Source organism: Enterobacter sp. MGH 38 (genome assembly GCF_000492855.1).
GTDB classification, from domain to species: domain Bacteria; phylum Pseudomonadota; class Gammaproteobacteria; order Enterobacterales; family Enterobacteriaceae; genus Enterobacter; species Enterobacter hormaechei_C.
Genome location: NZ_KI535607.1, coordinates 764035 through 777559 on the forward strand (window position 1 = coordinate 764035; position 13525 = coordinate 777559).

A 13525-nucleotide genomic window follows, 5' to 3' on the forward strand; every position below is an offset into this window, starting at 1 on the left:
CGGGATTATCCCGCTTTTTTATTTTCCGGAGTACGGAATCAGTGGCAACCGCAGCCGCCGTTACCGCAACCACCTTTACCGTGGCCGTGGTCATGACCATGGTCGTGGCCGTGACCACCGCAGCAGCCGTCATGGCCGTGATCGTGGTCATGGTCGTGACCGTGCGCACCGTGAACGTGGCCATGAGCCAGTTCTTCTTCAGTCGCTTCACGGATCGCAACAACTTCTACGTTGAACTTCAGGTTCTGACCCGCCAGCATGTGGTTGCCGTCAACCACAACGTGGTCGTCTTCAACTTCAGTGATTTCAACCGGAACCGGACCCTGGTCAGTTTCCGCCAGGAAGCGCATGCCAACCTGCAACTCGTCAACGCCCATGAATACGTCTTTAGGAACGCGCTGAACCAGGTTGTCGTCATACTGACCGTAAGCGTCGTTCGCGCCTACAGCAACGTCGAATTTGTCGCCAACTTCATGGCCTTCCAGCGCCGTTTCCAGGCCGGAAATCAGGGAACCGTGACCATGCAGGTAGTCCAGCGGCGCACTCACCGGAGACTCATCAACCAACACACCGTCTTCTGTACGTACCTGATAGGCCAGGCTGACCACCAGGTCTTTTGCTACTTTCATGATATCTCCTGAGCGTGGGAAAATTGCTGGCGCAGATTGTAGCGGAAATCTGCACCCGTGTACCCTTAAGCTTAAAAAAACTCAGAGCATATCGCTAGTCTGGATGAAAAATGCCGATCACTTGCTCTTCTTTGCGAACATGATCGCGGGCTTCTTTGTCGGCCTCACGCATCTGGTGACCGCACTTAACACATTCAACGATATCGATATTATTTTCACGCCACATGGCCAGCGTATCTTGCGCCTGGCAGGATGGGCATTTTGCGCCCGCGATAAAGCGTTTACGTACAGCCATCTTTCGTTACCCTTTATTCAAATTCATCCCAGCCGTCGAGCTGGCGTCGTTCCTGTTGCATCTCACGCTGGAAGATCTCCTCCAGTTCGCGACGCGCTTCCCGCACGCGGGAGATCTGCGCCGTGTCGCTGTGCACGGGCATCAGTTCACGCAGCATTCGCATATCCAGCCTGCGGAAATGCATCTGGGCGCGTTGCGCCTGATGAGGATGCATACCCAGCGAAACCAGCGCCTTGCGTCCCAGCTCCAGCGCGCTGGAGAAGGTTTCGCGGGAGAAGTGTTTCACACCCGCCTGCAAAAGTTCGTGAGCCTCCACACGTCCACGCGCACGCGCCAGAATATGCAGATGCGGGAAATGCTGCTGGCACAGCTCCACCAGCTTCATCGTGTCTTCCGGATCGTTGCAGGTGATGACGATGGACTCCGCAGCCTCTGCGCCCGCCGAGCGCAACAGCTCAAGCTGCGTCGCATCGCCGTAGTACACCTTATAACCATATTTGCGCATCAGGTTGACGGCGCTGATATCGCGCTCCAGCACCGTAATGCGCATTTTATTTGCCATCAACAGGCGACCAATCACCTGCCCGAAGCGGCCAAAGCCCACGACGATCACCTGCGGTTTATCATCTTCCACCCACGGCGCTTCGTCTTCATCGTCTGCGGGATTCAGGCGGCGCGACAGCAGTTTGTCCACCAGCTTCATCAGCAGCGGGGTGGTCATCATCGACAGCGTGACCGTCACCAGCAGCAGCGCCATCTGGTCATCTTTGAACAGCTTCTGAGACGACGCCGTGGAAAACAGCACAAACGCAAATTCTCCCCCCTGGCTTAACACGCTGGAAAACTGCATTCTTTCCGAGCTGCGCAGCCCGTAAATCCTCGCGAGGAGATACAGCACCAGCGTTTTGACCGCCACCAGCACGGCGACACTCGCAATAACCCACAGCAGATGGGTATAGAGCACGCCAAGATTAAGCGCCATACCCACCGAGATAAAGAACAGCCCTAGCAGCAGCCCCTTAAACGGATCGATGGCGGTCTCCAGCTCGTGGCGGTACTCGCTTTCCGCAAGCAGCACCCCGGCGATAAACGTCCCAAGCGCCATCGACAGCCCCAGCGCATCCATAAACAGCGCTGAGCCAAGCACCAGCAGCAGCGTTGCGGCGGTGAATACCTCGCGCACGCCGGATGCTGCAATAAACCGGAATACCGGACGCAGTAAAAACCGTCCGCCGATCAGCATCCCCGCGAAGGCCAGCACCTTCATGGAGATCTTCATCCAGTCGAAATGATCGTCTCCGGATCCCGCCAGCAGCGGCACCAGCGCCAGCGCCGGGATCACCGCTAAATCCTGGAACAGCAGCACCGAAAAGCCCAGTTGCCCCGCCTCGTTGCGGTTCATCCCTTTGTCGCGCATCAGCTGAAGCGCCATCGCCGTCGACGACATCGCAAGACCGATCCCGCCAATCACCGCGGCCTGCCAGGAAAACTGCGTCAACATCAGCAGTCCCGCGAGAATGGCCGCGCTGAGTAACACCTGCGCCGCCCCGACGCCAAAAATAGATTGCCGCAGCTGCCACAGCTTGGAGGGGTTCAGCTCAAGGCCAATGATGAACATCAGGAAGACCACGCCCAGTTCAGAGAAGTGGAGAATTTCATCCACATCGCTGATAAACCCAAGCCCCCAGGGGCCAATGGCTATCCCCGCCAGCAAATAACCCAGCACCGCGCCAATGCCGAGACGCGCGGCAAGCGGGACCGCGACGACGGCGGCGAACAAAAACAGCACCCCGGCAAGGAGTAAATTCGAACCGTCCATTAGCGTCCTCCCGCCGGAATCGGTGACGCCAGCCATTCGCCATAGGCCCTGGCATGGCTCGCCAGCGCTTTCGGATCCTGCCGCCGTGCCCAGTAGATAATAATCGGGCTCATCCAGTGCATACGGCACATCGCCGCCGTCAGCTCAAACGGCCGCAGAATGTCGCTCATGGGGTAACGGTTCAGCCCGTCGTGACGGTAAGCGCTTTCCGGCTCACCGGTGGTAATGACACTCCGCCAGTACTTTCCCGCCAGCTGGTTGCCCCCCACCCCGCTGGAGAAGCCCCGGCTCAGCACGCGGTCCAGCCACTCTTTCAGCAATGCCGGACAGCTGTATGTATAAAGCGGATGCTGGAACACAATCACGTCGTGCTGACGCAGCAGTTCCTGCTCGTAAGGAATATCGATAAAAAAATCGGGATAGTGCGCGTAGAGATCGTGCACCGTTACGTTACTGAGCTGTGTGGCCGGCTTAAGCAGCACCCGGTTCGCCACCGAGTCCTGTGATTCCGGATGGGCATACAGCAGCAGCACTTTCGCTGTCTGAGACATCATTCCCCTCCCGGTTCTGTTTTTGTGTATTGTTGTCGTTTTGGGCTACCATGGCGGCCCGGTGGGGAAAATGGCCCACACCTTACATTATCATAATGACAAATTAACATAGTCGGAACATACGGCGCTTCTATGATTGTTTTCTCCTCGTTACAAATTCGTCGCGGCGTGCGCGTCCTGCTGGATAACGCGACTGCTACCATCAACCCGGGCCAGAAAGTGGGGCTGGTCGGCAAAAACGGCTGCGGTAAATCCACCCTGCTGGCACTGCTGAAAAACGAGATAAGCGCGGATGGCGGTAACTTTACCTTCCCGGGCAACTGGCAGCTCGCCTGGGTGAACCAGGAGACGCCCGCGTTGAGCGAACCCGCGCTCGACTATGTTATCGACGGCGACCGTGAATACCGCAAGCTCGAAGCAGAGCTCAACGCCGCCAACGAACGCAACGACGGCCACGCCATCGCCACCGTCCACGGCAAGCTGGACGCCATCGATGCCTGGACCATTCGCTCCCGCGCCTCCAGCCTGCTGCACGGCCTGGGTTTCAGCAACGAACAGCTTGAACGCCCGGTGAGCGATTTCTCCGGCGGCTGGCGTATGCGCCTTAACCTGGCGCAGGCGCTGATCTGCCGCTCCGACCTCCTGCTGCTCGATGAACCCACCAACCACCTCGATCTCGATGCGGTTATTTGGCTGGAGAAGTGGCTCAAGAGCTATCAGGGCACTCTGATTCTGATCTCCCACGACCGCGACTTCCTCGATCCGGTGGTGGATAAAATCATTCATATCGAACAGCAAAGCATGTTCGAATACACCGGCAACTACAGCTCTTTCGAGCGCCAGCGCGCGACGCGCCTTGCCCAGCAACAGGCGATGTATGAAAGCCAGCAGCAGCGCGTGGCGCACCTGCAAAGCTTTGTGGATCGCTTCAAGGCCAAGGCGTCAAAAGCCAAGCAGGCGCAGAGCCGCATCAAGATGCTGGAACGCATGGAGATGATCGCTCCCGCGCATGTGGATAACCCATTCCACTTCAGTTTCCGCGAGCCGGAGAGCCTGCCGAACCCGCTGCTGAAAATGGAAAAAGTGAGCGCGGGCTATGGCGATCGCATTATCCTCGACTCTATCAAGCTCAACCTGGTGCCAGGTTCACGCATTGGCCTGCTGGGGCGTAACGGCGCCGGTAAATCGACGCTGATCAAGCTGCTGGCGGGCGAGCTTAACCCGGTCAGCGGCGAAATCGGCCTGGCGAAAGGCATCAAGCTTGGCTACTTCGCCCAGCATCAGCTGGAATTTTTACGCGCGGATGAATCGCCGATCCAGCACCTGGCGCGCCTGGCGCCGCAGGAAATGGAGCAGAAGCTGCGCGACTACCTCGGCGGCTTTGGCTTCCAGGGCGATAAGGTGACTGAAAATACAGCGCGTTTCTCCGGTGGTGAAAAAGCGCGTCTGGTACTGGCGCTGATCGTCTGGCAGCGTCCAAACCTGCTGCTGCTTGATGAACCAACCAACCACCTCGATCTCGACATGCGTCAGGCGCTGACCGAAGCGCTGATTGAGTTCGAAGGGGCGCTGGTTGTCGTGTCGCACGATCGCCACCTGATCCGCTCCACCACCGACGATCTCTATCTGGTACACGGCGGCAAAGTCGAACCGTTTGACGGCGACCTGGAAGACTACCAGCAGTGGCTGACGGACGTGCAGAAGCAGGAAAACCAGCCGGAAGAGTCAGCGAAAGACAACGCCAACAGCGCCCAGGCGCGTAAAGACCAGAAGCGCCGTGAAGCGGAGCTGCGCACCCAGACGCAACCGCTGCGTAAAGAGATTGCCCGCCTCGAAAAAGAGATGGAAAAGCTCAACGCCACGCTTGCTGCCGTCGAAGAGAAGCTGGGCGACAGCGAACTGTACGATCAGAGCCGCAAAGCGGAGCTGACGGACTGTCTGCAAACTCAGGCGAAAACCAAATCCAGCCTCGAAGAGTGCGAAATGGCATGGCTGGACGCGCAGGAACAGCTGGAAGCGATGCTGCAAGCCGACTAACACGCCGGGAGGGTTATGAGCTTCGATACCACGAGCGAGATTACATTCCGTAAGCTCAGCATCTTCATGACGTTCATGGAGAAGGGCAATATCGCACGTACCGCCGAAACGCTCGGCCTGAGCGGTGTCAGCGTGCACCGCGCGCTGCATACCCTCGAAGAGAACGTCCGCTGCCCGCTCTTTGCTCACAAAGGGCGTAACCTGATTGCCCTCCCCTCCGCATGGACGCTGCTGGAGTATTGTCAGGAGGTGATGCAGGTGATGGAGCGCGGGCTGGAAGAGTCGCGCAAGATCGCCGGTATCGGCCAGGGACGGTTGCGCGTCGGCACGCTCTACTCGCTGACGCTGGAAACCGTGCCGCGCCTGATAATGGGCATGAAGCTGCGCCGTCCGGATCTGGAGATGGATCTGACGATGGGCTCGAACGAAACCCTGCTCCATATGCTGGATGAGGGATCGCTGGATGCGATTTTAATCTCTATTTCCGAAAGCGATATCGACCGTAACAGCCTCGAAGTGCTTCCTCTGTTCCATGACGATATTTTCCTTGCCGCACCGGCTTCTGCCACGCTGAATACCAGCGGCCCCGCCGATCTGCGTGATTATAAAGATCAGAAGTTTGTCGCCCTCGCGGAAGGGTTCGCCACTTACGCCGGGTTTCAGGAAGCGTTTCATATCGCCGGTTTCGAGCCGGAGATTGTGACGCGCGTGAACGATATCTTCTCGATGCTGAGCCTGGTGCAGGCGGGGGTCGGGTTTACGCTGATGCCGGGCAGGATGAAGAAAGTGTACGAAAATTCGGTGCAGCTACTGAAGCTGGCGCAGCCGTACCAGATGCAGCAGCTGATTGCGATCGTCTTTGCCCGCAACCGCGAGCAGGATCCGAGCCTGCGGGCGCTGGCCGCGGAAGGGCGGATGTATGCCAGAAGTTTGCAGGATAGTGCCTGATGTTATTGCCCGGTGGCGCTACGCTTACCGGGCAAAAAGTCACCGCTGAAGCCGACCCGCCAGATGCACCGCCACGTCCACTCCGCTGCGCTCCAGCGAAATGGATTCGCCTTCCCACGCCGCCTGCCGCGTCAGACAGGTCAGAATACCCCCTGGCGGCATCTCAATCGCCAGACGTGCTTCGCGCTCGTTAGCGGAAATCACCGCCTCCTGCCAGCGCACGGTTCGCGCCATATTCATCGCCAGGTCGTCGGCAATTTTCTCTGGCTGCCAAAGCACGCGCCCGGTACTGCCGCTCAGGTACGCGCAGCGGGGGCGTGAAAGCGTGACTGATTCAAACGCTGCGGCCAGCTTCTGCGCCGGTTCCGCCAGCAGTTCACAGTGCGACGGTACGCTTACCGCCAGCCGTTTGGCCTTGTTCGCGCCCTTCGCCAGCGCGCGTTCGGCTACCTGCGCCATGCCGTCATCGGCTCCGGCAATCACGATCTGCGTTTCGGCGTTCAGGTTAGCGATATAGGTTCCTGTCCCCTGAATCAGGTTTTCCACCTGGGGCAGGGTCAACCCCATTATCGCCGTCAGGCCGTAGCCGTGGGGATACGCCTGCTCCATCAGATCGCCGCGTAGCGCCACCAGCTTCAGCGCGTCCGTAAAGTCCAGCGCACCGGCGATAACCGCCGCAGGATAAGCGCCAATGGACAGCCCGCTGACGATATCCGGCGACACGCCGCGACGTTCCAGCTCGCGCGCCCAAGCCACGCCTGCAATCAACAGCGAAAGCTGAACCGCGCGGGTGTGGGTTAACGAGGATGCGCTGTCCAGGGTATCAACTTCCGCCCCCAGCACAGCACGGGCCTGCTCCAGCTCTGTTCCCGGCAGGTTTTGCAGCATACCTTCATGCTGTGTGCCCTGCCCTGGAAAGGTAAACAGTATTTTCATTACTCCTCCCTGTGCCATGGATCCGCCACCAGGCGCGGCCCATATTGCGTTTTTAACAGCGTTTTGCCGTCGCGTAACCATTCCGCCAGCGCGAATCCGCCCTCGGGCGTATCCACCTGTGTATCCGCCCGGCACAACGCACGACTGAGCTGAGCCTGCCAGTCAGTAAACGCCTCAGGGGAAACGGTACGCGGGGCGCGGATCAGCAGATCGAGATCGCTGTCGGCGTGGATCACCGGAATGCCGGTCGCCAGCGCGTAACCCGTACTGCCGGTTATCCCCCACGTCCACGGCCATGACTGCTGCGCAAGCTGAAGCGCCACCTGAACCGGCGGCTGGGTGATAAACGGCGAACGCAGCAGGTCGGCGGCAACGCTCAAATCTTCGGGCGACACCACGCGCAACACGTTCTCAGGCTTCACCCATCCGGCCGCCCGCTGGTCGCGGCGCAATCCGCGCACGCCAACGGGAATACGGCCTTCATTATCAACATCACGCCGTACCACTACCGGTAGCCCGGTATGCCAGGCCGCGTCCACCCAGGATTCGGTAATCCCTTCCAGGGCGTCGCGCGCGGTAAGCCAGATGAGGTCATGTGGGCGTAATGTTGTGGTCATGATTACATTCCTGAAGTCAGCGAGATAAACAGCGGCAGCGACAGGATACACAGTACGGAGCTTAACAGCAGCACGGCTTCAGCATCCGGCGACTGCACGCCAAAGCGGTTACCGAACACCACGCCGAAGAAGCCCGCAGACAGCGCAATCATCAGGATGGCGGTGATCGCCACGGAGCCGTGCAGACCGAAGATTAAAACGATACCCCAGGCGATCGCTGGCTGGATCAGCAGCTTGGCGAGAGTGGAAGTGATCACCATGGTGTTAATTTGAAGTTTACGCGCGGAGAGGATCACCCCGGTCAGGAACAGCGCCGCAGCGGTCGCAGACAGTCCCAGCGGTTTAATCGCCGCCAGCACCAGCTCCGGCATTTTGATGCCGATAGCGGACAGGATCACACCCAGCAGCGGGCCCATCACGATCGGTTTTTTAATGGAGCGCCACATCAGCACCGGCAGCATGGAAAGCGTTGAACCGGAGTTATTGCCTTCGGCGCGGGCTTTCTCACGCTCCAGAATCAGCAGGCAGAACGGGGTCATCAGCACTGAACCACAGGCGACGGAGACCGCCACGGACAGCGACGTTGAAGAGCCTTCGCCCAGCACGCTGCCCAGAATCGGCAGGCCAAGCGCCGCGTAGTTTGGCAGGGCGACGGTAAGCGTCAGCACGGCCGCATCCTGCGGGGATTTTTTAAATACGTTTGTCGCGAGGAAGTAGATGACCGCATAGGTGATCCACATCGCCAGGGTGAGCACCAGGATCAGCGGCGACTGCGCCACGATGCCGGTCCACGAGGTTTGCACGGTGGCGCTGAATAGCGCGGCCGGGAGTGCAAAATCCATCACGAAGATATTCAGCAGGGAAACATTTTTGTTATCGACCATCTTTGCCTTACCGGCCCAGAATCCCAGCAGCATGATGACGAAAATCGGTGCAAGAGCATGAACAATTACGTAAGTCATAAATCACCTGTAGTAAAAAAGTTTAAGCACTGGCGCGATGTTTATTATTTTCAGGATGCAGGTTCCCGCGTGGACGCAACGGGCGCGCCCACGGGGTGATGCATCTGGCAGGTCTCTTTTTACTTACCAGCTGGCTCGCATACGTTCACGTACGAGCGCTGAGCTGCGGCGGTTGTCAGCACCCAGACGGTTTTTCAACGTGGTGTCCTGACGAGCGTCACTGATGGCCTGTTGCAGGGTGGTTTTCACCCGCGTCAGATCGCTTTCGGAAGGGGCATCCGGATTGCTGATATCCAGCAGGTCGGAAAGCAGCCCCAGCGTGGCGTAGTTGCTGATGTCGTACGCCATTGGCGGGATGGTTGCCGCCAGTTTTTCCAGCGCCTCAACGGTACGCAGCGTAATGCGCGCCGCAGACTCTTTGCCCATGGCGTGGATCAGCACGCCTTTATCGTTGAAGGCAATCAGACGGTTAGCCTGGTAGCCGTGCGCCAGAAACGCGCCGGACATGGCCTTACCGACGATAAGACCAATCACCGGATGACCTGCCAGCCGCGCATTAGCGTAGGCGGCAGCGGCGCCGGCCAGCGCCTGGTGAATGCCAAACGCCTCTTCGCGACGGCCATAGGCCTGGCTTGGGACGTCGATTACCGCCACAATCGGGCGCTTCACGGCTTTATCTGCGTCAGCGGCGACGGTTTCGCTGACCACTTTTGCCAGCGTCCAGCCTTCCAGCAGGCCGACTTCCCCTTGCGCCGCGCGCGGGAAGTGGTTGTTAGCGTCCGGCACCACGGCGACAAAACGCACCGTTTCACCGTTCAGCTCGCCGTCTGCGGCCTGCACGGACGGGCATAACCCTTCCAGACGTTTGGCGTTAGGGGCGAGGGTTTCCAGCCAGAGTTCGCCACGGCTTATTGAAGTACTCATCATTTCACCTCCCGGGCAAAAAGCGCTTTAATCTGTTCGGCATCGGCCTGTTTGCGGGTGTCGAAATTCGTCAGACGGCTCAGGTAATCGTCGTAGTTATCGGTGCGATGTTTCCCCGGTACGCCTTTGGCGATGGCCTCGTTCATCGCGGCTTTCACCGCGTTCACGCCGTCGCCCACCAGCGCGTCCACCAGCCCGCTTTCAAAGCGTACTTCGCCGCCGGTCATGCTCCAGATAAACGGACGGTCGCGGGAGTCATACTCTTCAATGCCCGCTTCCTGCTCGATAACCTGCGGACCGTTGAGGCCAAGACGCGCTTCGCGGGTCACAATCAGGTAGCTGCACAGCGCCGCGGCGATAGACATCCCGCCGAAGCAGCCTACGGTCCCGGCGACAATCCCGACGACCGGGGTATAGCGACGCAGGTCAACGATCGCGGCGTGGATATCGGCAATCGCCGCCAGGCCAAGGTTGGCTTCCTGCAAACGTACGCCACCGGTTTCGAGGCACAGTACCGCCTGAGTCGGAATGCCGTTGCGGTTATCTTCCGCCGCCAGCTCCAGCGCCGCCGCCATTTTGGCGCCGGACACTTCGCCCATGCTGCCGCCCTGGAAGGTGCCTTCAATCGCCACCACCACCGCAGGCTGGCCGTTGATGGTCCCTTTCGCGACCACCATGCCGTCATCGGCCTGAGGAACAATCCCCTGTGGCCCAAGCCACGGAGAGATAATGCCTTCAAACGGATCCAGCAGTTCGCGGTAGCTGCCGTCGTCGAGCAGCGCCTGTGCACGCTGGCGCGCTTTTAGTTCGATAAAGCTGCTGTCATCACGCATGATTCACCCCTTCAAAGACCTGTTCGATACGAATGCGTGCCACGCCCGGCGTCGCGCCGAAGTCGTGGATGGTCAGCTTACCTGCGGGCAGGCTGCTGACGGTTTGCAGGCGGTTGAACAACGCCTCCCAGCGCCCGCGGCTGTTGTCGACGGAAGTGGTGATATCAATGGTTAAGGTCTGGCCCGGTTCGGCGGTGAAAAGCACCTCCATATCCCCGGAACCGACTACCCCTGCCAGCGCCCTGCCGCTTACTTCGCGGCTGGCGGGCACGGTCAATGTGATTTTTTCCATAACATCCTCTTAATGCTTTGAATAGGGCGTTTCGACGCGGTCAAGAAACAGCGTGGCGGCAAGCAGGTCTGCGGCTCCGCCCGGCGAGGCGTTAAGCGCCAGCATCTGACGGTCTAACCGCGCCAGCGCCTGCTGCCCGGCGAGCGTTGCGCATCCTCCGGCGTTCAGCACTGCACGGGCGCCGTTCTGCATGGCGTCCAGCCCCTCCATGCCGGCGCGCGACAGCACGCAGGTGTCGGTGAGCGAGGTCATGATCGCCATCAGCGCGTCGAGTCTGGCCTGCGTTTCGCTGCTGCCGTTGAGACGGCTGAGGCGAAGCTGCGGCAGCGCGCGCTGCATGATGTGCGGAAACGCCTGCTGAGCCTCTTCACGCGCACCCGGTACACGGTAGCGGTGCGTGACGCGTAACCCCTTGCTGAACACTTTCGGCGCCACGTCATCCGGCAGCTTCGCCAGCTGAGCGGCGGTGTTCGCGACGGTTTGCGCACGGGCATCGCCGCCCAGCATCGCCACCGCGCTCACCAGCAATCCCAGCGCCCAGATCGCGCCACGGTGCGTGTTCACGCCGTCGGTAGCGGCCATCATCTGCCGTTCACCTTCGCGACCCAGGCGGCCAACGGTTTGCCGGAGGGCAATATCCGCCGGACGCTGCCAGCTCTGCTGTGCCAGCGCCTGAAACGTGGGGGTCAGGCTGCGAGCGGAGCGCTCCATCAGCGCAAGCGATAAATCGTGGTGCGCGCCGTTCCCCCGGCTGTCCACCAGACCGGGTTTCGGGCTTAAACGTGCTTCGTCAATCAGACACTGCGTGGCGGTTCGCGCCAGCCATTCGGCACCGCCTTCAACCTGGATCTGTGGCAGAAGTTTCATTACCAGCTCCGGAATTTCGCAGGTGGGTTATACAGACCACCGGACCACTCAACGAGATCAGCCACGCTGCCCGCAGCCAGCAGAGAGCGAGTGGCATCGGTACGACGAATGCCCATATCTTCCGGATACACAACCTTGCCGCTCTGACGTAGTTCCGCCACGCGTTTGGCGTCAACGCCCAGACCGATATCGGTGATACCCGCCACGGCGGCGACCATGGCGCGACGCTCTTCCAGATCTTTCGCCCGGTAGAGGTAAGCAATCCCCTCTTCCGTCAGCACGTGGGTGACGTCATCGCCGTAAATCATGACCGGCGCGAGCGGCATACCGGAGGCTTTCGCGACGTCAACAGCGTCGAGTTTTTCCACGAAGGTTGGCTTCACGCCCGCCTGGAAGGTTTCCACCATCTGCACAACCAGCTTTTTACCGCGCTGCATCGGGTCAGGCTCGGTGATCATGTTCAGCCAGGCCGGTGTGGCGTGGCGACGACCGTGCGGATCGTGGCCCATGTTTGGCGCGCCGCCGAAGCCGGAAAGACGGCCGCGAGTCACGGTTGAGGAGTTAGCGTAACCATCAACCTGTAGCGTGGAGCCGATAAACATATCGACCGCGTACTGACCAGCCAGCTGACAGAAGGCGCGGTTAGAGCGCATGGAGCCGTCAGCACCGGTAAAGAACACGTCCGGACGGGCGCGGATGTACTCTTCCATCCCCAGCTCGCCGCCGAAGCAGTGGACGCTCTCCACCCAGCCGCTTTCGATGGCCGGGATCAGCGTTGGATGCGGGTTCAAAGTCCAGTGTTTACAGATTTTGCCTTTGAGTCCGAGCTGTTCGCCGTAAGTTGGCAGCAGCAGCTCGATCGCTGCGGTGTTAAAGCCAATCCCGTGGTTCAGGGACTGCACCTGGTGTTCGGCGTAGATGCCTTTAATCGCCATCATCGCCATCAGGATGTGTTCCTGTTTGATCAGGCGTGGGTCGCGGGTGAAAAGCGGTTCGATAAAGAACGGCTTATCGGCAACCACCACAAAATCAATCCACGAGCCCGGAATATCCACACGCGGAAGGTCGCACTCGTCATCCACCAGCTCGTTCACCTGCGCGATGACGATGCCGTCGTGGAACGCGGCGGCTTCCACCAGCGCCGGGGTATCTTCGGTACTCGCCCCGGTATAGAGGTTGCCTTTGCGGTCCGCTTTAAAACCGGCAATCAGCGCCACGTTTGGCGAAAGGTCGACGTATAAACGTGAGTAGAGTTCGATGTAGGTGTGAATCGCCCCGATTTCGAGCTGACCATCCTCCAGCAGTTGGGAGATTCGCAGGCTTTGCGTACCGGAGAAGGAGAAGTCCAGCTTGCGGGCGATGCCTTTCTCAAAGATGTCCAGATGTTCGCTGCGGCCCACGCTCGGCATGATCATATGCAGATCGTGCACGATTTGCGGGTTCACTTCCGCCAGTGAACGGGAAAGGAAATCCGCCTGCTTCTGGTTGTTGCCTTCCAGAACGACTTTGTCGCCTGGTGCGATCAGTTTTTCCAGCATGGCGACAAGATCGCCGGTTGGCAGTACCTTGCCCTGCACCGGTACGGACGCCAGACGACGCGCTTTCTCACTGCGTCGGGTGTTCCATTGCCGGGTGGGTGTTTGCCCAGATAACATTATTAACCTCCTGATTCAGCACATCATTCTGATTTGCTTAACGTTGAGTAAAGTGTGCGCTCTGGTGAGAAAGGCATCAATTAAGCGTAGAGGCAAATCATTAGCCTGAGAGTAATAATCAAGGTAAATATTTGTGATCGGGATCAGTTCATGTTTCGGA

At 59.3% G+C, this 13525-nt stretch carries 14 protein-coding genes; 2 read left to right on the plus strand and 12 right to left on the minus strand.

All coding sequences use genetic code 11. The features are described from left to right. Positions 1 to 38: 38 nt before the first annotated feature. The 4 genes from slyD to kefG all read right to left on the minus strand — a co-directional run bounded on the left by slyD (position 39) and on the right by kefG (position 3297). On the minus strand, positions 39 to 629 hold the full coding sequence (slyD, locus tag L384_RS17170) for a peptidylprolyl isomerase (RefSeq protein WP_003861691.1): 591 nt from the start codon (positions 627 to 629) through the stop codon (positions 39 to 41). 94 nt (positions 630 to 723) lie between these two features. Next, the gene (locus L384_RS17165) at positions 724 to 924 is read right to left on the minus strand and encodes a YheV family putative zinc ribbon protein (RefSeq protein ID WP_003861689.1); all 201 of its coding nucleotides are present in this window, start codon (positions 922 to 924) and stop codon (positions 724 to 726) included. 13 nt (positions 925 to 937) lie between these two features. Then, a complete protein-coding gene (kefB, locus tag L384_RS17160; protein WP_003861688.1) occupies positions 938 to 2743 on the minus strand; it encodes a glutathione-regulated potassium-efflux system protein KefB in 1806 nt (601 codons plus the stop codon). Next, positions 2743 to 3297 carry a glutathione-regulated potassium-efflux system ancillary protein KefG gene (gene kefG, locus L384_RS17155; RefSeq protein WP_059288194.1) on the minus strand — a complete coding sequence of 185 codons (555 nt, stop codon included), beginning with the start codon at positions 3295 to 3297 and terminating at the stop codon, positions 2743 to 2745. The genes kefB and kefG overlap by 1 nt, the downstream gene beginning before the upstream one ends. Positions 3298 to 3426: 129 nt before the next feature. Here kefG and L384_RS17150 point away from each other — a divergent pair, with 129 nt between their 5' ends. Both L384_RS17150 and L384_RS17145 read left to right on the plus strand, forming a co-directional pair. Further along, entirely contained in the window at positions 3427 to 5331 is a 1905-nt protein-coding gene (locus L384_RS17150; protein WP_003861684.1) for an ABC transporter ATP-binding protein, read from the plus strand. Positions 5332 to 5346: 15 nt separating this feature from the next. After that, positions 5347 to 6279: a LysR substrate-binding domain-containing protein gene (locus L384_RS17145; protein ID WP_023323815.1), complete on the plus strand. Its 933-nt coding sequence runs from the start codon at positions 5347 to 5349 to the stop codon at positions 6277 to 6279. A gap of 39 nt (positions 6280 to 6318) precedes the next feature. Here L384_RS17145 and mdcH read toward each other — a convergent pair whose 3' ends face one another. From mdcH to mdcA, 8 genes are all read right to left on the minus strand, one after another. Next, positions 6319 to 7215: a malonate decarboxylase subunit epsilon gene (gene mdcH, locus L384_RS17140; protein ID WP_003861680.1), complete on the minus strand. Its 897-nt coding sequence runs from the start codon at positions 7213 to 7215 to the stop codon at positions 6319 to 6321. Further along, positions 7215 to 7832, minus strand: a complete 618-nt coding sequence (locus L384_RS17135) for a malonate decarboxylase holo-ACP synthase (protein WP_023314937.1) — start codon at positions 7830 to 7832, stop codon at positions 7215 to 7217. The genes mdcH and L384_RS17135 overlap by 1 nt, the downstream gene beginning before the upstream one ends. A gap of 2 nt (positions 7833 to 7834) precedes the next feature. Then, entirely contained in the window at positions 7835 to 8794 is a 960-nt protein-coding gene (locus tag L384_RS17130) for an AEC family transporter (protein ID WP_023323816.1), read from the minus strand. Positions 8795 to 8917: 123 nt separating this feature from the next. Further along, positions 8918 to 9718 carry a biotin-independent malonate decarboxylase subunit gamma gene (gene mdcE / locus L384_RS17125; protein ID WP_032610140.1) on the minus strand — a complete coding sequence of 267 codons (801 nt, stop codon included), beginning with the start codon at positions 9716 to 9718 and terminating at the stop codon, positions 8918 to 8920. Beyond that, complete coding sequence (locus L384_RS17120; protein WP_023323818.1) at positions 9718 to 10551, minus strand: biotin-independent malonate decarboxylase subunit beta; 834 nt, start codon at positions 10549 to 10551, stop codon at positions 9718 to 9720. The genes mdcE and L384_RS17120 overlap by 1 nt, the downstream gene beginning before the upstream one ends. Continuing rightward, positions 10544 to 10843, minus strand: coding sequence for a malonate decarboxylase acyl carrier protein (gene mdcC, locus L384_RS17115; RefSeq protein WP_000411786.1), 300 nt, complete (start codon positions 10841 to 10843; stop codon positions 10544 to 10546). The genes L384_RS17120 and mdcC overlap by 8 nt, the downstream gene beginning before the upstream one ends. Positions 10844 to 10852: 9 nt before the next feature. Then, positions 10853 to 11710 carry a triphosphoribosyl-dephospho-CoA synthase gene (locus L384_RS17110; protein ID WP_003861671.1) on the minus strand — a complete coding sequence of 286 codons (858 nt, stop codon included), beginning with the start codon at positions 11708 to 11710 and terminating at the stop codon, positions 10853 to 10855. Continuing rightward, positions 11710 to 13365 (minus strand): malonate decarboxylase subunit alpha, encoded by a 1656-nt coding sequence (mdcA, locus tag L384_RS17105; RefSeq protein WP_003861669.1) that lies wholly within the window; start codon positions 13363 to 13365, stop codon positions 11710 to 11712. Before mdcA ends, L384_RS17110 begins: the two co-directional genes overlap by 1 nt. Positions 13366 to 13525: the final 160 nt, after the last annotated feature.

Bases quoted from the DNA above. Each gene is read 5' to 3' on its own strand.
- slyD (WP_003861691.1), bottom strand. From the start codon at position 629: ATGAAAGTAGCAAAAGACCTGGTGGTCAGCCTGGCCTATCAGGTACGT.
- L384_RS17165 (WP_003861689.1), bottom strand. From the start codon at position 924: ATGGCTGTACGTAAACGCTTTATCGCGGGCGCAAAATGCCCATCCTGC.
- kefB (WP_003861688.1), bottom strand. From the start codon at position 2,743: ATGGACGGTTCGAATTTACTCCTTGCCGGGGTGCTGTTTTTGTTCGCC.
- kefG (WP_059288194.1), bottom strand. From the start codon at position 3,297: ATGATGTCTCAGACAGCGAAAGTGCTGCTGCTGTATGCCCATCCGGAA.
- L384_RS17150 (WP_003861684.1), top strand. From the start codon at position 3,427: ATGATTGTTTTCTCCTCGTTACAAATTCGTCGCGGCGTGCGCGTCCTG.
- L384_RS17145 (WP_023323815.1), top strand. From the start codon at position 5,347: ATGAGCTTCGATACCACGAGCGAGATTACATTCCGTAAGCTCAGCATC.
- mdcH (WP_003861680.1), bottom strand. From the start codon at position 7,215: ATGAAAATACTGTTTACCTTTCCAGGGCAGGGCACACAGCATGAAGGT.
- L384_RS17135 (WP_023314937.1), bottom strand. From the start codon at position 7,832: ATGACCACAACATTACGCCCACATGACCTCATCTGGCTTACCGCGCGC.
- L384_RS17130 (WP_023323816.1), bottom strand. From the start codon at position 8,794: ATGACTTACGTAATTGTTCATGCTCTTGCACCGATTTTCGTCATCATG.
- mdcE (WP_032610140.1), bottom strand. From the start codon at position 9,718: ATGAGTACTTCAATAAGCCGTGGCGAACTCTGGCTGGAAACCCTCGCC.
- L384_RS17120 (WP_023323818.1), bottom strand. From the start codon at position 10,551: ATGCGTGATGACAGCAGCTTTATCGAACTAAAAGCGCGCCAGCGTGCA.
- mdcC (WP_000411786.1), bottom strand. From the start codon at position 10,843: ATGGAAAAAATCACATTGACCGTGCCCGCCAGCCGCGAAGTAAGCGGC.
- L384_RS17110 (WP_003861671.1), bottom strand. From the start codon at position 11,710: ATGAAACTTCTGCCACAGATCCAGGTTGAAGGCGGTGCCGAATGGCTG.
- mdcA (WP_003861669.1), bottom strand. From the start codon at position 13,365: ATGTTATCTGGGCAAACACCCACCCGGCAATGGAACACCCGACGCAGT.